This window comes from Pseudarthrobacter defluvii (assembly GCF_030323865.1).
Classification (GTDB): Bacteria; Actinomycetota; Actinomycetes; order Actinomycetales; family Micrococcaceae; genus Arthrobacter; species Arthrobacter sedimenti.
In genome coordinates this window covers 2,398,346-2,419,781 of sequence record NZ_CP066362.1, presented here as the reverse complement: position 1 = coordinate 2,419,781, position 21,436 = coordinate 2,398,346, and the positions used below count along the sequence as shown (strand labels likewise).

Annotated in this window: 24 protein-coding genes and 1 riboswitch; of the genes, 18 read left to right on the top strand and 6 right to left on the bottom strand. The window is 66.7% G+C overall.

Annotated features, from left to right (window positions below; all coding sequences use genetic code 11):
* Positions 1-31: 31 nt before the first annotated feature.
* Entirely contained in the window at positions 32-766 is a 735-nt protein-coding gene (locus JCQ34_RS11215) for an alpha/beta hydrolase (protein WP_286397612.1), read from the top strand.
* Here the strand turns inward: JCQ34_RS11215 and thiC are convergent.
* On the bottom strand, positions 763-2,589 hold the full coding sequence (thiC, locus tag JCQ34_RS11210) for a phosphomethylpyrimidine synthase ThiC (protein WP_286397610.1): 1,827 nt from the start codon (positions 2,587-2,589) through the stop codon (positions 763-765). The genes JCQ34_RS11215 and thiC overlap by 4 nt on opposite strands.
* Positions 2,585-2,692, bottom strand: a riboswitch (TPP riboswitch). Its footprint overlaps the gene before it by 5 nt.
* A gap of 79 nt (positions 2,693-2,771) precedes the next feature.
* Between thiC and JCQ34_RS11205 the strand changes: the two genes are divergently transcribed.
* The 17 genes from JCQ34_RS11205 (at position 2,772) to JCQ34_RS11125 (ending at position 16,125) form a co-directional block, all read left to right on the top strand.
* Positions 2,772-3,854, top strand: a complete 1,083-nt coding sequence (locus tag JCQ34_RS11205) for an amidohydrolase family protein (RefSeq protein WP_286397608.1) — start codon at positions 2,772-2,774, stop codon at positions 3,852-3,854.
* A 98-nt stretch (positions 3,855-3,952) separates the two neighbouring features.
* The gene (locus tag JCQ34_RS11200) at positions 3,953-4,828 is read left to right on the top strand and encodes a VOC family protein (RefSeq protein WP_286397606.1); all 876 of its coding nucleotides are present in this window, start codon (positions 3,953-3,955) and stop codon (positions 4,826-4,828) included.
* Between the two features lie 151 nt (positions 4,829-4,979).
* Complete coding sequence (locus tag JCQ34_RS11195; protein WP_286397605.1) at positions 4,980-5,435, top strand: hypothetical protein; 456 nt, start codon at positions 4,980-4,982, stop codon at positions 5,433-5,435.
* A 171-nt stretch (positions 5,436-5,606) separates the two neighbouring features.
* The gene (rpsP, locus tag JCQ34_RS11190) at positions 5,607-6,029 is read left to right on the top strand and encodes a 30S ribosomal protein S16 (RefSeq protein WP_056335390.1); all 423 of its coding nucleotides are present in this window, start codon (positions 5,607-5,609) and stop codon (positions 6,027-6,029) included.
* Between the two features lies 1 nt (position 6,030).
* A complete protein-coding gene (locus JCQ34_RS11185; protein WP_013601399.1) occupies positions 6,031-6,273 on the top strand; it encodes an RNA-binding protein in 243 nt (80 codons plus the stop codon).
* Positions 6,274-6,391: 118 nt separating this feature from the next.
* Complete coding sequence (gene rimM / locus JCQ34_RS11180; RefSeq protein WP_286397602.1) at positions 6,392-6,937, top strand: ribosome maturation factor RimM; 546 nt, start codon at positions 6,392-6,394, stop codon at positions 6,935-6,937.
* On the top strand, positions 6,938-7,750 hold the full coding sequence (trmD, locus tag JCQ34_RS11175) for a tRNA (guanosine(37)-N1)-methyltransferase TrmD (RefSeq protein WP_286397600.1): 813 nt from the start codon (positions 6,938-6,940) through the stop codon (positions 7,748-7,750).
* Positions 7,751-7,985: 235 nt separating this feature from the next.
* Positions 7,986-8,345, top strand: coding sequence for a 50S ribosomal protein L19 (gene rplS, locus JCQ34_RS11170; RefSeq protein ID WP_018768283.1), 360 nt, complete (start codon positions 7,986-7,988; stop codon positions 8,343-8,345).
* Between the two features lie 84 nt (positions 8,346-8,429).
* The gene (lepB, locus tag JCQ34_RS11165) at positions 8,430-9,110 is read left to right on the top strand and encodes a signal peptidase I (protein ID WP_286397597.1); all 681 of its coding nucleotides are present in this window, start codon (positions 8,430-8,432) and stop codon (positions 9,108-9,110) included.
* The gene (gene lepB, locus JCQ34_RS11160) at positions 9,111-9,944 is read left to right on the top strand and encodes a signal peptidase I (RefSeq protein WP_286397596.1); all 834 of its coding nucleotides are present in this window, start codon (positions 9,111-9,113) and stop codon (positions 9,942-9,944) included.
* Positions 9,945-9,946: 2 nt separating this feature from the next.
* Positions 9,947-10,768 carry a ribonuclease HII gene (locus JCQ34_RS11155; RefSeq protein WP_286397595.1) on the top strand — a complete coding sequence of 274 codons (822 nt, stop codon included), beginning with the start codon at positions 9,947-9,949 and terminating at the stop codon, positions 10,766-10,768.
* A 48-nt stretch (positions 10,769-10,816) separates the two neighbouring features.
* A complete protein-coding gene (locus tag JCQ34_RS11150; RefSeq protein ID WP_056335405.1) occupies positions 10,817-11,143 on the top strand; it encodes a DUF2469 domain-containing protein in 327 nt (108 codons plus the stop codon).
* Positions 11,144-11,253: 110 nt separating this feature from the next.
* Complete coding sequence (locus tag JCQ34_RS11145; protein WP_286397594.1) at positions 11,254-11,610, top strand: YraN family protein; 357 nt, start codon at positions 11,254-11,256, stop codon at positions 11,608-11,610.
* Positions 11,610-13,154: a YifB family Mg chelatase-like AAA ATPase gene (locus JCQ34_RS11140; protein WP_286397592.1), complete on the top strand. Its 1,545-nt coding sequence runs from the start codon at positions 11,610-11,612 to the stop codon at positions 13,152-13,154. The genes JCQ34_RS11145 and JCQ34_RS11140 overlap by 1 nt, the downstream gene beginning before the upstream one ends.
* Positions 13,155-13,276: 122 nt before the next feature.
* The gene (gene dprA, locus JCQ34_RS11135) at positions 13,277-14,413 is read left to right on the top strand and encodes a DNA-processing protein DprA (RefSeq protein ID WP_286404449.1); all 1,137 of its coding nucleotides are present in this window, start codon (positions 13,277-13,279) and stop codon (positions 14,411-14,413) included.
* Between the two features lie 46 nt (positions 14,414-14,459).
* Positions 14,460-15,386: a tyrosine recombinase XerC gene (locus JCQ34_RS11130; protein WP_286397590.1), complete on the top strand. Its 927-nt coding sequence runs from the start codon at positions 14,460-14,462 to the stop codon at positions 15,384-15,386.
* A gap of 235 nt (positions 15,387-15,621) precedes the next feature.
* Positions 15,622-16,125: a DUF3145 domain-containing protein gene (locus JCQ34_RS11125; RefSeq protein WP_286397588.1), complete on the top strand. Its 504-nt coding sequence runs from the start codon at positions 15,622-15,624 to the stop codon at positions 16,123-16,125.
* Positions 16,126-16,254: 129 nt separating this feature from the next.
* Here the strand turns inward: JCQ34_RS11125 and fabF are convergent, their stop codons facing one another.
* The 5 genes from fabF to JCQ34_RS11100 all read right to left on the bottom strand — a co-directional run bounded on the left by fabF (position 16,255) and on the right by JCQ34_RS11100 (position 21,309).
* A complete protein-coding gene (gene fabF / locus JCQ34_RS11120) occupies positions 16,255-17,490 on the bottom strand; it encodes a beta-ketoacyl-ACP synthase II (RefSeq protein ID WP_286397586.1) in 1,236 nt (411 codons plus the stop codon).
* A gap of 175 nt (positions 17,491-17,665) precedes the next feature.
* The gene (locus JCQ34_RS11115) at positions 17,666-17,911 is read right to left on the bottom strand and encodes an acyl carrier protein (protein ID WP_009359314.1); all 246 of its coding nucleotides are present in this window, start codon (positions 17,909-17,911) and stop codon (positions 17,666-17,668) included.
* Positions 17,912-17,988: 77 nt separating this feature from the next.
* Positions 17,989-19,050, bottom strand: coding sequence for a beta-ketoacyl-ACP synthase III (locus tag JCQ34_RS11110; RefSeq protein WP_286397584.1), 1,062 nt, complete (start codon positions 19,048-19,050; stop codon positions 17,989-17,991).
* Positions 19,047-19,976, bottom strand: a complete 930-nt coding sequence (locus JCQ34_RS11105; RefSeq protein WP_286397582.1) for an ACP S-malonyltransferase — start codon at positions 19,974-19,976, stop codon at positions 19,047-19,049. Before JCQ34_RS11105 ends, JCQ34_RS11110 begins: the two co-directional genes overlap by 4 nt.
* Positions 19,977-20,064: 88 nt before the next feature.
* On the bottom strand, positions 20,065-21,309 hold the full coding sequence (locus JCQ34_RS11100; RefSeq protein ID WP_142133576.1) for a PucR family transcriptional regulator: 1,245 nt from the start codon (positions 21,307-21,309) through the stop codon (positions 20,065-20,067).
* Positions 21,310-21,436: the final 127 nt, after the last annotated feature.

The following is a 21,436-nucleotide window of genomic DNA, read 5'->3' as shown; positions in this document are numbered from 1 at the left end:
GGATGTCGGCACCGTGGAATAGGGTTGGGACATGTTCAAGCAGAGGGTAGTGTTCGTGCACGGCGCCGGAGCCTTTGGCGCCGCTGCATGGCCCCGCCAGCACGGCATGGCATTGGCCTACGACGCCCTGTTCCTCCGCCGGCATGGCTATGACGCCGTCGCGGAGCCCTTGGAGTCCTCCTTTGCGGAAGATGCCGCCATCATCCTGCGGTCGCTGGCCGACGATGGGCGCGGCGCCGCCGGCGGTCACGTGGTGGCCCACTCCCAAGGGGCCATCGCCGCCATGATCGCCGCTGTCGAACGCCCGGACCTGGTCTTTTCCTTGACCCTGGTGGAACCGGCGTGCCTCTCGCTGACCGCGGAACTGCCGGCCACAGCCGCCCACATCAGCCTGATGCAGCCCCTCTTCGACGTGCGCCACCAGCTCAGCGACGAAGACTTCCAGCGCGAATTCGTGCGGCGGGTCTACGCCACGGACCTCCAGCAGCCCGCCACGACGGAGGAGAAGCGGTCTGCCCGCAGGCTCCGGCTTCAGGCACCGTCGTGGGAAGCACCGCTCCACATCGTTCCCGGCGTACCCACGCTGGTGTTGACCGGGGGATGGGAACCGCTGTACGAGGAAATCGCCGGCTACCTGCGTGAGACCGGTGCCCTGCACCACGTTGCCGCGGGAGGGCACCGGCCCCAGGACTCGCCGGACGGCGACCGGGCCATCCGGCAGTTCATCGCCGGGGTCAGCCGAAGCCAGCCGGCCCGGGCGTCCTAGCTTTCCGCGGGAACCCGAGGCTCCGGCAGGTACACCTTGCCGCCCGCAGCCAGGAACTCCTCGCTCTTCTCCCGCATCCCCGACGCCACACCGGCGAGCGCCGCCTGGGCCTCCGCTGAGCCGAATTCGTCCCGGATGTCCTGGCTGATCCGCATGGAACAGAACTTCGGCCCGCACATGGAACAGAAATGTGCCGTCTTGGCAGGCTCCGCCGGCAGGGTCTCGTCGTGGAAGGCCTCGGCAGTGACGGGATCCAGGGACAGCGCGAACTGGTCGCGCCAGCGGAACTCGAAGCGGGCCTTGGACAGTGCGTCGTCCCGTTCGTGCGCCCCCGGATGGCCCTTGGCGAGGTCTGCCGCGTGAGCGGCGATCTTGTAGGTGATCACGCCGGTCTTCACGTCGTCCTTGTTGGGCAGGCCCAGGTGTTCCTTCGGGGTGACGTAGCAGAGCATTGCGGTCCCGTACCGGGCAATCTCGGTGGCACCGATGGCGGAGGTGATGTGGTCATAGCCGGGGGCAACGTCGGTCACCAGCGGCCCCAGTGTGTAGAACGGAGCGCCCTTGCACAGCTCCTGCTGCCGCTCCACGTTCTCGCGGACCAGGTGGAAGGGAACGTGGCCAGGTCCTTCCACCATCACCTGCACGTCGTACTCCCACGCCCGCTGCGTCAGCTCGGCGAGCGTGTCCAGCTCCGCGAACTGGGCGGCGTCGTTGGCGTCAGCCGTCGAACCGGGGCGGAGGCCGTCGCCCAGCGAGAAGGCGACGTCGTATTTGGCGAAGATTTCGCATAGCTCGTCGAAGTGCGTGTACAGGAAGTTCTCCCGGTGGTGGGCCAGGCACCAGCCGGCCATGATGGAGCCGCCGCGCGAGACGATGCCCGTCACCCGGTTGGCTGTCAGGGGAACGTAGCGCAGCAGCACGCCGGCGTGGATGGTCATGTAGTCCACACCCTGTTCGCACTGTTCGATCACGGTGTCCCGGAAGATTTCCCACGTCAGGGCGTTGGCCTCGCCGTTGACCTTTTCCAGCGCCTGGTAGATGGGCACGGTGCCGATGGGGACAGGGGAGTTGCGGATGATCCATTCCCTCGTGGTGTGGATGTCATCGCCGGTGGACAGATCCATCACAGTGTCGGCGCCCCACTGCGTGGCCCACTGCAGCTTGTCCACCTCCTCAGCGATCGAGCTGGTGACTGCCGAGTTGCCGATGTTGGCGTTGATCTTCACCAGGAACGCCTTGCCGATGATCATCGGCTCGGACTCCGGGTGGTTGATGTTGCTGGGGATAATCGCGCGGCCCGCCGCGAGCTCACTCCGCACCAGTTCCACATCGCAGTTTTCGCGCAGCGCCACGAAGCGCATCTCCTGGGTGATGATTCCCTGCCGGGCGTAGTGCATCTGCGTCACGGTGTGGCCGTCGACGGCGCGGCGGGGCACCGGCTGCCCACCCTGCCACTCCGCGGAGGCGGCACCGCGGCGGACAGCCGAGCGGCCGTCGTCGAGCAGGTTGCGCTGCCTGCCGGTGTACGGCTCGGTGTCCGCGCGTGCCGCGATCCACTCGGAGCGGAAGGGCTGAAGGCCGCGGACGGGGTCGCTGCCCGGTCCCGCCGTCCGGTAGGTCCGGAACGGTTTGTTGGGCCGGCCGTTGGGGGACGGCTCAAGGGAAATCTCCGTGACCGGCACCCGGATTCCGGCGCCGGCATCTTCAATGAAGGCCAACGAATGCGACTTCAGGGATTGGGTCACCTGGAGGGCTGACTGACCGTCCGCCGCTGCTTCGGCCTGGATTTGGGCAGGGTTCAACTGGGTATTTTGCGTACTCAAGGGAATACTCACTTCCTTCGCCGGCATTACCCGGACAGGTTCAACGGTCGCAGGCCGCGTCAGCCCGATCTCAGCCCCTGCAGGGGCACCCGTGTGGTCAGGAACGAAGCTACCACAGGCCGCTGGAACTGCCTTGTCACATTCCCGGGTGTAGCCTGTCCGGGCAGCGAAAGGAAGTCCTTATGCCAGAAGTCATTGAATTCCGCGGTCCGGTCCTTACCGGACCGGACAGCGTCCGGAACGGGCTTTGGTCCGTGGACGGGAGCCTCACCTTCACCCGGCCTGAGACGGAGCCGGGCAGGGTCCTTCATGGCTGGGTACTGCCGGGGTTCGTTGACGCGCACTGCCACATCGGGCTGGGCCCGGCCGGCCCCGTTGACGCCGCCACTGCTGAGGAGCAGGCGCTGGCCGACCTCAACGCCGGAACCCTGCTGGTCCGCGACGCCGGCTCGCCGGCCGATACCCGCTGGATGCAGGGCGGCCGGGACTTCCCCATACTGATCCGTGCCGGGCGCCACGTGGCGCGGACGCGCCGCTATTTGCGCGGCTTCGCTGAGGAGGTGGAGCCGGAGGGCCTCGTGGAGGCCGTCCGCAAGCAGGCGCGCGACGGCGACGGCTGGGTCAAGCTCGTAGGAGACTGGATTGACCGAAGCGCCGGCGACCTGGCGCCTTCCTTTCCCGCCGCCGTCGTACGGGATGCCGTCCAGGCAGCGCATGACGAAGGTGCGCGCGTGACAGCGCACTGTTTCGCCGAGGACACACTGGACCAGATGCTGGACGCGGACATCGACTGCATCGAGCACGCCACCGGGCTCCTGCCGCGGCACCTGCCCCGGTTTGCCGAACAGGGCGTGCCGATCGTGCCCACGCTGGTCAACATCGCCACCTTCCCGGACATCGCCGCACAGGCGGATGCAAAGTTCCCCCGGTACGCCGCCCACATGCGTGCCCTGTGGGAACGCCGGCTGGAACGCGTGGCGGAAGCCTACGCAGCTGGCGTGCGCATCTTCGCCGGCACCGACGCCGGCAGCGTGATCCGGCACGGCAGGATCGCGGACGAGATCCTGGCCCTGCACAGCGCCGGCCTGCCAATGGCAGCAGCACTGGATGCAGGTTGCTGGGCAGCCCGCGCGTGGCTGGGGTCAGACGGCCTGGCCGAAGGGGCGCGGGCCGATGTCGTGGTGTGCCGGGAAGACCCGCGGGCCGTACCGGAAACTATCAAGGGCCTGGAACACGTGGTGCTGGGAGGCCGCGTCGTCCGCTGACCGGAAGGGCCCGGGAACTTGGAATAAATTGAAGCTTCAAGTAATTTTAATATGTGACAGGCCGCCAACGGGACGGCCTCCAACACAAGGAGCCTTCAATGACCTCAGCAGCCACCAGCCGGGATCTGCTTCCTGCCGACCTCGCCATGGGCACTGTGATGCTCAAGGTGGGCGACATGAAGCTCATGACCGACTACTACCAGCGCGCATTGGGACTCGAGGTGGTGGCCGAACAGGACGGCGGGCTCTACCTTGGCCGCCTCGGCACTCCCTTGGTCCACCTGGCGCCGGCGCCCGGGCTGCACCTTCCCGGCAGGGGAGAGGCGGGCCTGTTCCACACGGCGCTGCTGTTCGAGGACCAGGCTTCCCTGGCCGCCACCGTCGCCACGGCCGCCCAGTATGAGCCGCGGTCCTTCACCGGCAGCGCCGACCATCTGGTGAGCGAGGCCTTCTACTTCACCGATCCCGAGGGCAACGGCATCGAGCTGTACTGGGACCGCCCGCGCAGCAACTGGTCCTGGAACGGGACGGACGTGGTCATGGACAGCCTTGCCCTGCCGCCGCAGCGGTACCTGGAGCAGTACCTCACAGAGCAGTCTTTGGAAGGCCAACGGCAGACGTCCGCGGGCGTTGGGCACGTGCACCTGCAGGTGGGCGACGTCCAGACTGCCCGGGACTTCTACGTAGGCACCCTCGGCTTCGAAAAGACGGCGGGCTGGCACGGGCAGGCGTTGTTCGTATCCGCCGGCCGCTACCACCACCACATGGCAATGAACGTCTGGAACAGCCGCGGTGCCGGGCCCCGCAAGGACACGCTGGGGCTCGGGGAAGTGCTGATCGAGGTTCCGTCAGGTGATGACGTCGGGGCGCTGGCCGACCGGCTCAAGGTTTCCGGAGTGGCCTCGCACCACACCGGTGCCGAGCTCCGCTTCGAGGACCCGTGGCGCAACAGGATCCGGGTCGCCGTCCGCTGAGCGGCGGCCTTGGCGGCCGTTTGCGCACAAGGGCGGCAGAAAAGGGCTCCGGCGTGCACCGGCAGCCGGGCAACTACTAGGCTGAACCCGTACGGCCGGGCTGCACCAGCGCCCGGCGCGCTGTTCCGCCAACGGAAGAAGGGCAACCGCCATGGGCTTCACCGAGATCTTTGTCGCCACCCATGACGCCGCGCTGAAACGCGCCGGCATCCTCGATGAAGGAAGCGGCTCCGCAGCGGCCCCCGGCCCTGCCGGCCAGGCAGTGCGGATCCAGGGAATCAGCGACTTCGAGGTCGAGCAGCTGGGTGACCTGGCGGGCACGGCCGTCCACGCAGGCGGGGCCGACTACGAGCTGACCATGGTGGATGTCTCCAGCGATTCGCTCCTCGCCGTTCCGGCGGCCATGGTCCGCGCCCTTGCGGACCTGCTCACGTACGAAACCGAAGGCGAAGGCAACGTCCTCGACGACGTGGCCGAACAGTGGGCCGGCCAGGAGGACATGCCGTTCGACGCCGGCCAGGCCCGGACCTATGTGCAGCAACTGGCACAGCTTGCCGCCGGCATCGACGATTCGGAGCGGACAGGCCTGTACGTCTGGTCCGCCTGAGCTGCCAAGTCGAAATAACGCCGTTCATCTGGCACAATAAACAGGTACTCGATCTGCGTGGCCCCTCTCTCCGCGTCCGGATCCTGTCCTTCGAACCCGCAAGTACGGCCCGCCCCACGGGTGCAGAAAGCCGGGTTCACCCCTTTTTCTGAAACAGGAGTGACCACAAAAGTGGCCGTAAAGATTCGCCTTAAGCGCTTCGGCAAGATGCGCGCCCCGTACTACCGCATCGTCGTCGCGGACTCACGCACCAAGCGTGATGGCCGCGCCATCGAGGAGATCGGCAAGTACCACCCCACCGAAGAGCCCTCATACATCGAGGTCAACTCCGAGCGTGCCCAGTACTGGCTGTCCGTCGGCGCCCAGCCGTCCGAGCAGGTTGCCGCGATCCTGAAGATCACCGGTGACTGGCAGAAGTTCAAGGGCCTGCCGGGCCAGGAAGGCACCCTCAAGACCAAGGTCGAGAAGGAAGCCTTCGTTGCGCCGGAGAAGGGCTCGGTCATCATCCCGGAAGCCATCACCAAGAAGGCATCCAAGTCTGACGCTGCCGAGGCCCCGGCCGACGCCGAAGCTGAGACCACCGAGGCTGAGTAGATTGCTGGCAGAAGCGCTGGAGCACCTGGTCCGCGGAATCGTCGATTCCCCGGATGACGTCAAGGTCAGTTCCAAGAGCAACCGCCGCGGGGACACCCTCGAGGTGCGCGTTCACCAGGACGACCTTGGACGGGTGATCGGCCGCCAGGGCCGCACGGCCCGCGCATTGCGCACCGTGGTGGCAGCACTGGCCGGCGGCGAACCGGTCCGCGTCGACGTCGTCGACACCGACCGCCGCCGCTGAGCGCTCGGCAACATTCAGTTCTTGCTCCGGCCCCTCCACCATCAGGTGGAGGGGCCGGTTTGCTTTCAACAACACAGTTCTTTCAGCAGAAACACCACAACCCGGAACAGAGGAACAGATGCAGCTTCAGGTGGCGCGGATCGGCAAGCCGCACGGCATTCGCGGGGAAGTCACGGTCCAGGTGCTGACGGACGCCCCGGAGGACCGGTTTGTCCCCGGCACAACGTTCGTCGTTGAGCCTGCAGCGTCCGGTCCCCTCACCGTGAGCAGCGCACGCTGGAACAAGGACATCCTCCTGCTCGGCTTCGAGGAAGTGGCCGACCGCAACCGGGCAGAGACCCTCCGCGGCGCCAAGCTGTTCATCGAAACCGAGGAGCTTGACGAGGACGACGACGAGGGCTGGTACGAGCATGAACTCGTCGGCCTTGAGGCACGGGTCGGCTCACAGGTGGTGGGCAAGGTGACGGCGCTGAACACCATGCCCGTCCAGGACCTGCTCATGGTGACCACCCCCGGCGGTGAAGAAATCCTCATCCCGTTCGTGGAGCAAATCGTGCCCGAGGTCAACGTCGGGGAAGGCTACATCCTCCTCACCCCTCCGGACGGACTCTTTGAACTGAACTCCGACGAAGCCGCAGCCCCCGAAACGGAAGACAGGGTCTAGATGCGCATCGACGTCGTCAGCATTTTTCCTGAATACCTTGCCCCGCTGGAACTGTCGCTGATTGGCAAGGCCCGCCAGGATGGAATCCTGGACCTGCACGTCCACGACCTGCGCAGCTTCACCACCGACAAGCACCGTTCCGTGGACGACACGCCGTACGGCGGCGGTGCCGGAATGGTCATGAAGCCCGAACCCTGGGCGCAGGCCCTCACCGCCGTGGCGGAAGGGCGCCCGGACGCCCAGCGCAAGCCCGTGCTCATCGTTCCGTCCCCGGCCGGCGAACGGTTCACGCAGGCCCTCGCCTATGAGCTGGCGGAGGAGCAGCACCTGGCATTTGCCTGCGGGCGTTACGAAGGCATCGATGAACGCGTCATCGAATGGGCGCAGGAACACTTCACCGTCCGGCCCATCAGCCTGGGCGACTACGTGCTCAACGGCGGGGAAGTGGCCGTCCTTGCCATGGTGGAGGCCATCGGCCGCCTGCTTCCCGGCGTTGTCGGCAACCCCGAGTCCCTGGTGGAGGAATCCCACTCCGACGGGCTCCTGGAGTATCCGGTCTACACCAAGCCTTCCGTGTGGCGGGACCGCGAAGTGCCGCCGGTGCTCCTCAGCGGCAACCACGGCAGGATCGCCCAGTGGCGCCGCCACGAACAGTACCGCCGGACGGCGGACCGCCGCCCGGACCTCCTGCGGGAGTTCGACGCCGGCAGCCTCCCGCGTGCCGACCGCACCGAATTGCACAACCTGGGTTACGACGTCGTGGACGGCCGCCTGGTCCGCCGCCCGGAACCGGACGCCGTACAGCAGGACTAACTCCGGCGGAATTGGCGTAACCCTGCTGCTGTGGCAAAATTAACCCTTGTGTCTGCTGGGTCCGCACCTGCCACAGGGGGTAGCGCGGCCAACAGCCTGACAACCGGCCCCATCAACCCTTGAAGCGGCCGGACCACTTTACTTCGGCGGTGATGCCCGTCCCGCTTTTAAGCGGGCCGACTTGCCTGCCGTGACCCAAAGTGAATGACCTGTGGCGTTCACCAGGAGTGCAATCATGCATATTCTCGACTCCGTCGATGCAGCCTCGCTGCGCAACGATGTTCCCGAGTTCCGCGCGGGCGACACCCTCAAGGTGCACGTGAACATCATCGAAGGCAAGAACACGCGTGTCCAGGTTTTCCAGGGCTTCGTCCTGGGCCGCCAGGGCGATGGCGTGCGCGAGACCTTCACCGTCCGCAAGGTTTCCTTCGGTGTCGGCGTGGAGCGTACCTTCCCGGTGCACTCCCCGATCATCGAAAAGATCGAGGTTGTCACCAAGGGTGACGTCCGCCGCGCCAAGCTGTACTACATGCGTGCACTGCGCGGTAAGGCCGCCAAGATCAAGGAAAAGCGCGACTTCAGCTCCGCCAAGTAAGTCCTGCCCGGACTTATTGCCAGGCCGGAGCGCGGCCGTAGCCGGCAAGCGCCGGAGCAATGCACCAGCGCCAGGATACGGACCATGCACCAGACAAAACGCCAGCCCCGCAAAAAGGGCTGGCGTTTTGTCGTTGTGGCGGCGCTCCTCCTTGCCGTTGCCATCAGCGGGCTGGTCCGGTCACTGTGGCTGGACGTCTACTTCATCCCGTCGGAGTCCATGGAGCCGCTCCTGGAAGGCGGGGACCGCATCCTGGTATCGCGCACGGACTTCCAGGCCGAACCCATCCGGCGCGGGGACGTGGTGGTCTTTGACGGCAGGGGCAGCTTCGCTCCCCTGAACAGCGGCAAGGGCCCCCTGGTGGATGCCGCCGCCTCCGCCCTGCAATGGCTCGGCATCGCCGGCAGCGACACCACGTACGTTAAACGGGCCATCGGCGTTCCAGGCGATACCGTGGTCTGCTGCGACGCCGCCGGGAAGGTCAACGTCAACGGCGTGCCCCTTGACGAGCCCTACGTCTTCCCGGGGGATGTGCCCAGCACGCAAAAATTCAGCACCGTGGTTCCGGAAGGAAGGCTGTGGCTAATGGGGGACCACCGCTCCGTCTCCGCTGACTCCCGCAGCCTGCTCGGCGCCCCGGGCGGCGGGCTGGTGCCAATGGACCGGGTGATCGGCCGCCCGGTCCAGATCCTTTGGCCGCTTGATAGATTTGCTCCTGTAGCACGGCCGCCCGCAACGGGGCCAACAACACAGAACGGACGGTAAATGCCCGAGAACCACGCGCGGAAACCTGAACCGCGCCACGACGGCGCTTCAGAAACGCCGGCCGTCCAGGCCCCCTCCACGTCGGCTTCGGGGGAGGGCCCGGAGGAAACCGCACCGGTCCACCGGCGGAACCGCGCGGAGTCGAAGGCTGCCGGCAAGTCCACCGGCAACCCCTTCCTCGGGTGGCTGAAGGAAATCGCCACTGTGGTGGTCATCGCGGTGGTGTTGTCCTTCCTGATCAAGACCTTCCTCTTCCGGGCATTCTTCATCCCCTCCGAATCCATGGTGAACACCCTGGACGTGGATGACCGGATTTTCGTCAACCTGCTGGTCCCGGAACCGTTTGCCCTGAGCCGCGGGGACGTTGTGGTGTTCCGCGACACGAAGGGCTGGCTGCCCCCGGCCCCGCCCAAGGCACAGGGCCCGTTCACCTGGGTCCAGGACGGCCTGACGTTCGTTGGCCTCCTGCCGGACAACACCGACCAGCACCTGGTCAAGCGTGTCATCGGGCTGCCCGGCGACCACGTGGTCTGCTGTGACGCCGGCGGTAAACTGACCATTAACGGAACCTCCATCGACGAGACCTACATCAACCCCGCCGAAGTGCCCCAGGTCCGCAACTTTGACGTCACCGTCCCGGAAGGCAAGGTGTGGGTCATGGGTGACAACCGGAACCACTCCGCTGATTCACGCGCCCATATGGAAACCGACGGCGGCTTTATCGACCTCAAGGACCTGGAAGGCAAGGCTGCAGTGATCGCCTGGCCGCTGAACAGGATCAAAACCTTGGACAACTACCCGGACGTGTTCAAGAGCGTCCCGGCGGCACGCTGACCATGTCCCCGGCAATACAGGCTTCTTCGGCGCTGCCGGCCGCTCCGGCAGTACAGGCTGCTCCGGCGTCGAAGGCGCGCGCAGGCTCGAAGCCGGCGGCACGTGGCGGCAAGGCCCCCACCCTGCGGCATGAGCGGACCTTCAAGGCGCAGGGGGTGCGGTTCCTGGCCGGAGTGGATGAGGTGGGCCGCGGGGCCCTCGCCGGCCCTGTCAGTGTGGGAATCGCCGTCGTTGACCTGGAACGCCAGAAGCCTCTGGCAGGTGTCCGGGACAGCAAACTGCTCAGTCCGGCCGAGCGGGAACGGCTGGATCCCCTGGTGCGCCGGTGGAGCGTCGCCTCGGCGGTGGGGCATGCCAGCGCGAATGAGATCGATTCGCTGGGGATCATTGCCGCCCTGCGGCTGGCCGGAACCCGGGCGTGGGCAACCATTGTGGGTGCCGGAATCATCCCGGACGCGGTTTTGCTGGATGGAAGCCACAACTGGCTTTCCCCGGCGGAGCAGTTGTCCCTGTTCGACCAGCCCGTGCTGGAGGCGGGGTGCGAGGCCCCGGTCCACACCAAGGTCAAGGCGGACATGCAGTGCCTCAGCGTGGCCGCCGCCAGTGTCATCGCCAAGGTGGAGCGGGACCGGATGATGCGGGAACTGCACGTTGAGTATCCCGATTACGGCTGGGACATCAACAAGGGCTACGCCACCGCTGCCCATCGGAACGTGCTCCGCGCTGCCGGCCCCACCCCCTACCACCGCGTCAGCTGGCGGCTGCTCGGCGGGGAGTTGCAGGCTGCGGACGTCCCTGACGGGGAAGAGCCGTACGAAGACTGACTCCTGCGCCCGGCGCCAGGGGTGCCGGACATGGTGCAAGATGGAAGCATGAGTGCTGAAGATCTTGAGAACTATGAAACCGACATGGAGCTTCAGCTCTACCGTGAATACCGCGACGTCGTCGGCCTGTTCAGCTACGTTGTCGAGACCGAGCGCCGCTTCTACCTTGCCAACCACGTGGACCTCCAGGCCCGCAGCGCCGACGGCGAGGTCTACTTCGACCTAACCCTCCAGGATGCCTGGGTATGGGATGTCTACCGCTCGGCCCGGTTCGTCAAAAGCGTCAGGGTCCTGACCTTCAAGGACGTCAACGTCGAGGAACTGCCCCGCAATGAGGAGCTGGCCCTGCCCAAGGACGTGGACCTGGGCAACTAGGACCCAGCGGAGGCGGCACACTTCCCCTCCACACCAGGCCCTGTCCACATACGGCAAGGCCCTTCTGTCCTCCGTATACCTCCGCCGCCAGGCTGGTTGCGGAGGTAGACATGAAATCAAAAGACCTGTTGGGCAGGCGCGGCGAAGACCTCGCCGCCGGCTTCCTGGAAGCTTTGGGCATGCTCGTGGTTGAGCGTAACTGGCGGTGCGCCGAGGGTGAGATCGATATCGTTGCCCTTGACGGCGACGCCCTGGTCATCGCCGAGGTAAAGACCCGCCGCTCCCTGGACTACGGCCACCCCTTTGAGGCGGTGGGCCCGGAAAAGCTGGCACGGCTGCACCGCCTGGGCGGCGCGTGGTGCCGGGACCGGGAACTGCGGATGCCGCTGCGCCGGGTGGACGTTATCGCCGTAGTGGACGACGGCGGCGGCGAACCCGTGGTGGAGCACCTCAAGGGGGTGGGGTGATGGCGCTCGGCCGCACCTACTCCATCGCCCTGGTGGGACTGAATGGCTACATGGTCGAGGTCGAGGCGGACATCGGCCAGACCCTGCCGGCATTTGTCATCCTGGGCCTGCCGGATGCTTCGCTGAATGAGGCCAAGGAGCGTATCCGTTCAGCGGCAAAGAACTCCGGCATCCCGCTCAGCCGCAGGAAGATCACCGCCAACCTCATTCCGGCCTCGCTGCCCAAGCGTGGTTCCGGGTTCGACCTCGCCGTGACCATGGCCGTGCTTCGGGCGGCGAATGACATCAAGCCCACTGGACGCACTGTCTTTGTCGCCGAGCTTGGACTCGATGGAAGGCTGCGCCCCGTCCGGGGCATCCTGCCCGCAGTCATGGCGTCGGTCCGGGCCGGCTACCCGGAGATCGTGGTGGCACAAGCAAATTTTGCCGAGGCTTCCCTTGTCCCGGGCGCCAAGGTGCGCGGCTACCGCACACTTGCCCGGCTGGCCCTCGACTTTGGGGCTGATCCCCAGGAGCTTGCCCTGGATTTCGAACCGGACGACGCCGACGATGACGCGGACGGGGCTCCACAGCCTTGGCCGTGTCCGGACATGGCAGATGTCTCCGGCCAGGGCGATGCCCGCAGGGCATTGGAAGGCGCAGCCGCAGGGGCGCACCATCTGCTTCTCACTGGGCCGCCGGGCGCGGGCAAGACAATGCTGGCGGAGCGGCTGCCCGGACTGCTGCCGGACCTTGGCGACCATGAGTCCATGGAGGTCACGGCCATCCACTCGCTGTGCGGCCTGCCGGCCTCTTCGGTGCAGCTCCTGCGCCGGCCGCCCTTCGAGAACCCCCATCATTCAGCCACCGCTGCAGCCATCATCGGCGGCGGCTCGGGCCTGCCCCGGCCCGGCGCTGCTTCCAGGGCCCACCGCGGCGTGCTCTTCCTTGACGAGGCGCCTGAATACGAACGGCGCGTCCTGGATGCCCTGCGGCAGCCGCTGGAGAGCGGCGAGCTGGTGATCCACCGCTCTGCCGGGACGGCAGCCTATCCGGCACGGTTCCAGCTGGTGCTCGCCGCCAATCCCTGCCCCTGCGGCAAGGCATCGGGCAAGGGCCTGGACTGCACCTGTACGCCCATGATGCGCCGCCGGTACCTGGCCAGGATGTCCGGGCCACTGCTGGACCGGGTAGATATCCAGCTGCAGGTGGAGCGGGTGTCCCTGGCCGAGTTTGGACAGGCCGGCACGGAAGAGGACACCTCATCGATAGCACGACGGGTGCTGGACGCCCGGGCCAGGCAGGCCGAACGCCTGCACGGCTTCGGCCTCGAAACGAATTCGCAGGTGCCGGGGCGGGTCCTTCGCGGCGAACTGCGGCTTCCAGCAGGTGCCACCCGGATCCTGGACCAGTCCCTCGAGCGGGGAGTGCTGACCGCCCGGGGGTATGACAGGGTCCTCCGGCTTGCATGGACGCTGGCGGACCTGGGGCACCGGGACGCGCCGGACACAAACGACATCGGACAGGCGCTGGGCCTGCGGCAGGCTGCGGCGGTTGCGGCATGACAGGCGTGGCAGGACAGAACGGGCTGAAGGTGAAGGAACTGGGCGTGGAAGAGGGGCCGGGCTTGAAAAGGGAATCGGGTTTGGATGCGGAACGACTGGCCCGGGCTGCGCTTTCACGGCTGATGGAGCCCCAGGACACCGCCGGCCTGGCCCTCGTTCAGATTGCAGGGGCAACCGACGCCCTGCGCATCGCCACCGGCCAGGTAGCGGCAGGGCCGGACCTGGAGCGCGAGATCACCCTGCTGCTGGCAGACAGCGGCGCCGGTGAAAGCTGGGCGGGACTGGCCGCCGCGCTGAAGCGCTGGCAGCCGCGGCTTCCCGATCTTGCACCGGAACGTGACCTTGCCACCATGGCCCGCCTTGGTGGCCGCCTCATCATTCCGGGTGATGAGCTGTGGCCCGCCCAACTCGCGGACCTGGGAATCCAGGAGCCCATCTGTCTTTGGTGGCGGGGCGGGCAGCAGCCATTGCCGGCGGTGGACAGGTGCATCGCCCTGGTGGGATCCAGGGACAGCACCAGTTATGGAGCCGCCGTGACGGGGGACCTTGCGTACTCTCTGGCGCAGCGGGGCTTTACGGTGGTTTCGGGCGGGGCCTACGGGATTGATGCCCATGCGCACCGGGCAGCCCTTGCCGGCGGCTCGTCCGCTGTCCCCACCATGGCAGTCATGGCCGGGGGAGTGGACCGGTTCTATCCCTCAGGCAACGATGACCTGCTCCGCATCGTGGCCAACCAGGGCGCGGTGCTGGCTGAGGTGCCGCCGGGGTCGGCGCCCACCCGGTACCGGTTCCTGCAACGGAACCGCCTGATAGCTGCCCTCTCCGCGGTGACTGTGGTGGTGGAGGCACGCTGGCGCTCTGGGGCACTCAATACGGCCCACCACGCTGAGTCCCTGGGACGCGCCGTCGGCGCCGTCCCTGGATCGGTGCACAGCGCCAATTCCGCAGGCTGCCACCGGCTCCTTCGGGACGGGGGTGCCGTCTGTGTGACGGACGCGGCGGAGGTGGCCGAGCTGGCGTCACCCAGCGGAACGGCCCTGCCGGAACAGCGCACGGCGGAAGCAGCAGTACAGGACGGCCTGACCCTGGAGGACCTGATCCTGCTGGACGCGCTGCCGCTGCGTTCCACCACTTCCGTGGAAAAGCTCTCGGCCGTGGCCGGCCTCGGCCAGGACTCGGTGCGGGCAGGACTGGGCCGGCTGGGACTGCTGGGACTCGCGGTGTCCGAACGGGGCGGGTGGAAACGCGGCAAGGGATGACCGTGTCCCCCTGGGGCGGAGGCCAGGCAACTGGGAAAGTAGAGGAGTGGAGAATGACGAACTGCCGATGGAACTCGGCAAGGCCCTGGACGGCTTTGCCGGTTACTTGTCGGGAGAACGTGCGGTGTCGGCCCATACCCGCCGTGCCTACCTGGGCGATCTGCGCAGCCTCCTGTCCCACGCGGCATCGGAAGGCGTGGCAGCGCTGAAGGACCTTGAACTCGGAACGTTCCGCCGCTGGCTCGGCAGCCAAAGTTCATCGGGTGCCTCCCGGGCCACCCTCGCGCGCCGGTCTGCCACGGCCCGGACTTTCACGGCCTGGGCACTTCGTGAGGAACTTATCGACGTGGACCCTGCGCTGCGCTTGAAGGCGCCCAAACGCGAAGGGTCGTTGCCGGGTGTCCTGCAGGCCTCCCAGCTCACGCGCATCCTGGAGCGGCTCGAAGTCTCCGCCATGGAGGGCGAACCCATGGCTGTGCGGAACCGCGCCATGGTCGAACTCCTCTATGCCACAGGCATCCGTGTGGGCGAACTCGTGGGCCTTGACGTTGATGACCTGGACCCGGACCGCCGGGCGCTGAGGGTCATCGGCAAGGGCAACAAGGAACGTACCGTCCCGTTCGGAGTTCCCGCTGCCGTAGCCCTCGACGACTGGCTCCGGCGGGGGCGCACGGCTTTGGCCAAGGACACCAGCGGACCGGCGCTTTTTCTCGGGGCCCGAGGTGCGCGGGTCGACCAGCGCCAGGTCCGCACCCTGGTCAACAAGCTCTTTGAGGCGCTGGGAGATACCTCCGCGACAGGACCCCACGCCCTCCGGCACTCCGCCGCCACCCATCTGCTCGACGGCGGCGCGGACCTTCGCGCCGTCCAGGAGATCCTGGGCCACAGCAGCCTGGCCACCACCCAGATCTACACCCACGTCTCCGTGGACCGCCTGCGGAAGAGTTATCAGCAGGCCCATCCCAGGGCTTGACCACCGCACTAATCGCACTGGCGTAATTCCATGAGGTACGGCACAATAAGAGTCACGTCCGGCAACTTTCAAGTACCGCTTGAAGCCCTTAGGGTTTTGCGCGGCGCGGCAAGCCCGGACACAGCTTAATCTGATACATCTAAATACAGGGAACCACCGCCGCAGTGAAGGGCATGGCAGTTCCATCCGGGCAGAGGTCGTTGGGGAAGACGTACCTAGAGCTATGGAGGATGGAATGTCTGTTGCAATGACCCGCGGTGTGCTGTTTGTTCACTCGGCCCCTACGGCGCTGTGCCCACACGTTGAGTGGGCGGTCGGCGCTGTGGTGGACAAGCGGACGGACCTTGAGTGGACCGCTCAGCCTGCCGCGCCCGGAATGTTCCGGGCCGAGTTGTCCTGGACCGGCGCACCCGGCACGGGATCCAAATTGGCGTCCTGCCTCCGTGGCTGGGCGCATCTTCGGTTTGAGGTGACTGAGGAGCCGAGCCAGGGCGTGGACGGCGGCCGCTGGTCGCACACCCCCGAGCTGGGGATCTTCCATGCCGTCACTGATGTGCACGGCAACATCATGGTGTCGGAGGACCGCATCCGGTACGCCTATGAGTCCGGCGCCGGGGACCCCTCCGCCGTCTATCATGAGCTCTCCCTCGCCCTGGGCGAAGCCTGGGATGAGGAACTGGAGCCGTTCCGGCATGCTGCCGAGGGCGCTCCCGTCCGCTGGCTTCACCAGGTGGGCTGACCGCCGTCGTCCTTTTCCAGGGCGACCCCAGGGTGGCCAAAACTGCACCGACACTTCCATAGCACAAAGGAGGCCCCGCCAAGCCGGCGGGGCCTCCTTTCGTACCCGGGGACAGCTAGCCCACAGCGGCTACACGCTGCGGATAGCCACCACCGCGTTGTGGCCGCCGAAACCGAACGAGTTGCTCAATGCCACGATGCTGCCGGCGGGCAGGTCGCGGGCGGAGGTGACAACGTCGAGCGGGATTTCAGGGTCCTGGTTTTCGAGGTTGATGGTGACCGGCGCCTTGCGCTCGTGGACGGCCAGGACGGTAAGGACAGCCTCCACGGCACCGGAAGCGCCCAGGAGGTGGCCCATCTGCGACTTGGTGGCGGACACGGCCACGTTGTCCACGTGGGTGCCCAGGGCGGCACGCAGCGCAGTGTACTCGGGCTTGTCGCCAACAGGGGTTGAGGTGGCGTGCGCGTTCACGTGCACAACGTCTTCAGCGTGGATCCGGCCATCGAACATGGCAGCCTTCAAGGCGCGGGTTGCGCCGAGCCCTTCGGGGTCCGGTGCAGTGATGTGGTAGGCGTCCGCAGTGACCGACGTTCCGGCGAGCTCGGCGTAGATGCGGGCTCCGCGGGCAAGGGCGTGTTCCTCTGCTTCGAGGACCAGGGCTCCCGCGCCTTCACCCATGACAAAGCCGTCGCGGGCGGTGTCGTACGGACGGGAGGCCCGCTCGGGTTCATCATTCCGGCGGGACAGTGCCTGCATGGAGGCGAACGCTGCCAGCGGCATGGGGTGGATGGCAGCTTCCGCACCGCCGCACATCACCACGTCGGCCTTGCCGGACCGGATGAGCTCCAGGCCAAGGTGCATGGCCTCGGTGCCGGAAGCGCAGGCGGAGACAGGGGTGTGGGCGCCGGCCCGGGCACCAAGGTCAAGGCTGACTGCCGCGGCCACACCGTTGGGCATCAGCATGGGAACGGTCATGGGCAGGACGCGGCGCGGGCCCTTTTCCTTGAGGGTGTCCCAGGCGTCCAGCAGGGTCCAGACGCCGCCGATGCCGGTGGCGAAGGCCACGGCAAGCCGGTCCTGGTCGATTTCCGTGATGCCGGAATCAGCCCAGGCTTCACGGGCGGCGATGACGCCGAACTGGGTGGAAGGGTCCATGCGCTTGGCCTCAACACGGCTCAGCACGTCGAGTGCCGGCGTGCTGCACCGGGCGGCGAAGTGGACCGGAAGCTCGTACTTGGCTACCCAGTCGTCCTCCAGGGTGCGGGCACCGGAGACCCCTTTGAGGGCGTTGTTCCACATGGTGGGTACATCGCCGCCGATGGGCGTGGTGGCACCCAGACCGGTAATGACTACTTTGCGTGTCATGGGATCACTCTTTCGTCGGTGGGGAATCCGGCTGCGTCGGTCGCAGGGTCCCGCACATGTTGATGATCGGCCAGTCCCGGTCGGGGTACTGCGCCGGATAAATGCGGCGGGCTGCCGGCCCGGTCAATCCGGACCGGCAGCCCTGCCAAGCCGTAAGACGGCGAAAAGCCTGTGACTAGGCCTGTGCTCCGGCGATGAAGCTGACAGCGTCGCCGACAGTCTTGAGGTTCTTGACCTCTTCGTCCGGGATGCGGACGCCGAACTTTTCCTCGGCGTTGACCACGATGGTCATCATGGAGATGGAGTCGATGTCCAGGTCCTCGGTGAAGGACTTGTCCAGCTCGACGGCCTCCGGGGCCAGGCCGGTTTCCTCGTTGACGATTTCAGCCAGGCCGGCCAGGATCTCTTCGTTGCTAGCCATTGGTGGCTCCTTTTCTTGTATTGCCGGCAGGGGCTGCCGGAAACGGTCCAGGCCGCGGTTGCGGCCCTTGGGCGTATCTAGGGAAGGACAACTACCTGTGCGCCGAAGACCAGCCCGGCACCGAAACCGATCTGCAGGGCCAGCCCGCCGCTCAGTCCGGGGTTCTCCTGCAGGAGCCGGTGCGTTGCCAGCGGGATGGAGGCAGCGGAGGTGTTGCCGGCCTCGGCGATGTCCCGTGCCACTGTAACCGTCTCGGGCAGCTTCAGCTTCTTCACCATCTCGTCGATGATGCGCATGTTGGCCTGGTGGGGGATGAAGGCCACGAGGTCCTCGGCTTCGATGCCTGCGGCATCGAGTGCCTGCTGGGCCACCTTGGCCATTTCCCACACCGCCCAGCGGAAAACGGTCTGGCCGTCCTGCCGGAGGGTGGGGTACAGCTCCTGGGCTTCTTCCAGCAGTGCAAGGTCGCCCGTGGAGTCGGACTGGCGGGCGGCGAGCCCCAGGTCGCGGACATCCAGCAGGGAGCGGGTCATGCCAATGGCACTCCACTTGCTGCCGTCCGAACCCCACACCGACGGCGCGATGCCCGGGGTGTCGGAGGGGCCGACAACGACTGCGCCGGCACCGTCACCGAGAAGGAAGGAAATAGTGCGTTCACGGTTGTCGATGACGTCCGACAGCTTCTCCGCGCCGACCACCAGGACGTACTTAGCAGCGCCGGAGCGGACCAGGGCGTCGGCCTGGGCAATGCCGTAGCAGTAGCCGGCACACGCTGCGGAGATGTCAAAGGCGGGAGCCGGGGTGGCGCCGATCCGGTCGGCCAGGCTTGCCGCGGCCGACGGTGTGGCGTAGGGGTGGGTCACGGTGGAGACAATCACGGCACCGAGGTCCGAGCCGTCAATGCCGGCCTTCTCCATGGCTTCGCGGGCGGCGCCCTCAGCCATATCGATTACGCTGACATCCGCGGCAGCGCGGTGGCGGGTGATGATGCCCGTACGCTGGCGGATCCACTCATCCGAGGAATCGATCCATTGGCATACGTCCTCGTTGGTGACGATGACGTCCGGCCGGTAGGCCCCCAGGCCAACGATCCGGGTGTGCTCCTGGATGGGAGCCTGCTTCAGCGTGGGAACGCTCATGCGTTGCCCTCCAGTTCTGCGAAGAGTGCCAGCGCGGCGGAAAGGTCGTCGGGGGTCTTGACCGCAACGGTCTTGACGCCGGGCATCCCGCGCTTGGCGAGTCCGGCCAGCGTGCCTGCGGGAGCGAGCTCGATAAGCCCTGTGACGCCGCGCTTCACCATGGTTTCCATGCAGAGGTCCCAGCGCACCGGGCGGGACACCTGGGCGATCAGGCTTTCGACGGCGGCACCTCCGTCGGTGACTTCCCCGCCGTCGTAATTGGACAGCAGGGGCACCTTGGGCGCCACGGGGTTCAGCTTGGGCTCCAGGGCCTTCAGGGCGTCCACGGCAGGCGCCATGTGGCTGGTGTGGAAGGCGCCGGCGACTTTAAGGGAAATGACGCGCGCCTTGGCGGGCGGGTTGTCAGCCAGCGCCTTGAGCTGTTCAAACGTACCTGCGGCAACGGTCTGGCCGGCGCCGTTGACATTCGCCGGGGCAGCGCCGGAAGCCTCGATCGCGGCAAGCACCTCAGCAGGGTCGCCGCCGACGACGGCGCTCATGCCGGTGGGGGTGACGGCTGCCGCGGCAGCCATGCTGTTGGCGCGCTCCCGCACGAACGTCATCGCTTCCTGCTCCGTCAGCACGCCGGCGAGGGCGGCGGCGGTGATCTCACCCACGGAGTGGCCGGCGAGGATCACCGGGAGGGAACTGAGTTCAACATCGAAGAGCGAAGCAGCAGTAACCAGCCCCGCGGCAACGATCAGGGGCTGCGCCACGGCAGTGTCCTTGATGGTTTCCTCGTCGGAGGTGGTCCCATGGGCTATCAGGTCAATGCCTGCGATGTCACTCAGGGAGGCCAGCTGGCCTGCCACCGAGGGTAGTTCCAGCCAAGGGGCCAGAAAACCCGGGGTCTGCGAGCCCTGTCCAGGGCAGACTATTGCAAGCACGTAACCAGCTTTCCAAATTACTGTGTGATCCAGCGGTGTTTCTCCGCACCAAGCTCACGGGGTCAGGTTGTAGGAAGTCTACAATGCCTCAGGCCTGGTTCCGGGAAGCCTGCCGCTCCGTGGCGGCCTTGGGCGGGGCTGAAAGACGGCCCACCACCAGTGCCGCCTGCAGCACGAAGGCCTCACGCGGCAGCAGCGGGTCCCAGCCCGTGACGTCGCAGACCCGCTTCAGGCGGTACCGGACGGTGTTGGCGTGGACGAAGAGTTCACGCGCCGTGGCCTCCAGCGAGTGGCCCAGCTCCAGGTACGTTCCCAGCGTTTCCACCAGGCCGTTGGAAGCCGCCAGCAGCGGCCGGTAGATGTTCTTCACCAGGGAGCGGCGGGCAGCATCGTCTCCGGAAATAACCCGTTCCGGCAGCAGGTCATCGGCGGCCACCGGACGGGGCGCGGAGGGCCAGGCCCGGGCTGCGGTCAACCCGGCAAACGCTGATTGGGCAGAGCCGCTGGCCTCCAGGAGCGAGCTGGCCTCCGGGCCGTAGACCACGGGGCCGGGGGCGAACATGTCGCTGAGCTTCACGTAGGCGGTTTCGCGGTCCTGGACCCCGCCGAGGATGAGGATCAGCCGGTCGCCCTGGATTCCCACCAGCGCATCCTCGGCGTACCGTCCGGCCATTCGGCGCAGCTCGCTGACGTAACTGGCGCTGGGTTCGGACGGTGAATTGCCCACCATGACCGTGAACCGTTCCTGTGCCTTCCAGCCAAGCGCGGCAATGCGTGAGCGCAGGGCGTCGGTGTTTTCGCCGCGCAGGATCGCATCCACGATCAAAGCTTCCAGGCGCGTGTCCCAGGATCCGCGGGATTCGGCCGCCCTTGCGTATACATCCGCGGCGGCAAAGGCCACCTCCCGCGAGTAGCGCAGCACCGCCTCCCGAAGTGATGGCTGGTCTGCCTCCGGTGCGATGACCGGAACCTGGTCCTCCACCACCTCCACCACGATCCTGATCAGCTGCAGCGCCTTCTGGAGGCTGATGGAACGGGTCAGTTCAGTGGGAGCAGTCCCGAATACATCGGTGAGGATCCATGACGGCGAACTGGGCCGCTCATACCAGGTGACAAAGGCCGCGATTCCGTTCTGCGCCACCATGCCCAGCGCCGACCGCTCGTCAGCGCTGAGCCGGCTGTACCACGGCAGCGACTGCTCAAGCTTGCGCATGGTGGTGGTGGAGAGTTGTCCCACGTTGGCCCGGAGCTGCTTAAGGGTCTCGGACTTCTCCGGGGTGACCTTCGGCGCGGGCGGTTTCCGCTTCGAAGACGGGCTTGCTGGTGCTGGCATTCTTTGAGCATACGGCCACCGCCGCGCAAGCTCCATTTGTGCGAAGGCTACAATCCGCTTTGCGCTGGGTCACAGCGTTCCGGCTGGTTTTGAAACGAACGACGGCGGCCCTCACCTGGTGGGGTGA

Coding starts and splice junctions, on each gene's coding strand:
- rimM (WP_286397602.1), top strand. CDS start 6,392: ATGCAGCTTCAGGTGGCGCGGATCGGCAAGCCGCACGGCATTCGCGGG.
- JCQ34_RS11215 (WP_286397612.1), top strand. CDS start 32: ATGTTCAAGCAGAGGGTAGTGTTCGTGCACGGCGCCGGAGCCTTTGGC.
- JCQ34_RS11115 (WP_009359314.1), bottom strand. CDS start 17,911: ATGGCTAGCAACGAAGAGATCCTGGCCGGCCTGGCTGAAATCGTCAAC.
- trmD (WP_286397600.1), top strand. CDS start 6,938: ATGCGCATCGACGTCGTCAGCATTTTTCCTGAATACCTTGCCCCGCTG.
- JCQ34_RS11140 (WP_286397592.1), top strand. CDS start 11,610: ATGGCGCTCGGCCGCACCTACTCCATCGCCCTGGTGGGACTGAATGGC.
- dprA (WP_286404449.1), top strand. CDS start 13,277: ATGGAGCCCCAGGACACCGCCGGCCTGGCCCTCGTTCAGATTGCAGGG.
- rplS (WP_018768283.1), top strand. CDS start 7,986: ATGCATATTCTCGACTCCGTCGATGCAGCCTCGCTGCGCAACGATGTT.
- JCQ34_RS11145 (WP_286397594.1), top strand. CDS start 11,254: ATGAAATCAAAAGACCTGTTGGGCAGGCGCGGCGAAGACCTCGCCGCC.
- JCQ34_RS11205 (WP_286397608.1), top strand. CDS start 2,772: ATGCCAGAAGTCATTGAATTCCGCGGTCCGGTCCTTACCGGACCGGAC.
- lepB (WP_286397597.1), top strand. CDS start 8,430: ATGCACCAGACAAAACGCCAGCCCCGCAAAAAGGGCTGGCGTTTTGTC.
- JCQ34_RS11155 (WP_286397595.1), top strand. CDS start 9,947: ATGTCCCCGGCAATACAGGCTTCTTCGGCGCTGCCGGCCGCTCCGGCA.
- fabF (WP_286397586.1), bottom strand. CDS start 17,490: ATGACACGCAAAGTAGTCATTACCGGTCTGGGTGCCACCACGCCCATC.
- JCQ34_RS11125 (WP_286397588.1), top strand. CDS start 15,622: ATGTCTGTTGCAATGACCCGCGGTGTGCTGTTTGTTCACTCGGCCCCT.
- JCQ34_RS11195 (WP_286397605.1), top strand. CDS start 4,980: ATGGGCTTCACCGAGATCTTTGTCGCCACCCATGACGCCGCGCTGAAA.
- JCQ34_RS11150 (WP_056335405.1), top strand. CDS start 10,817: ATGAGTGCTGAAGATCTTGAGAACTATGAAACCGACATGGAGCTTCAG.
- JCQ34_RS11200 (WP_286397606.1), top strand. CDS start 3,953: ATGACCTCAGCAGCCACCAGCCGGGATCTGCTTCCTGCCGACCTCGCC.
- JCQ34_RS11110 (WP_286397584.1), bottom strand. CDS start 19,050: ATGAGCGTTCCCACGCTGAAGCAGGCTCCCATCCAGGAGCACACCCGG.
- JCQ34_RS11100 (WP_142133576.1), bottom strand. CDS start 21,309: ATGCCAGCACCAGCAAGCCCGTCTTCGAAGCGGAAACCGCCCGCGCCG.
- lepB (WP_286397596.1), top strand. CDS start 9,111: ATGCCCGAGAACCACGCGCGGAAACCTGAACCGCGCCACGACGGCGCT.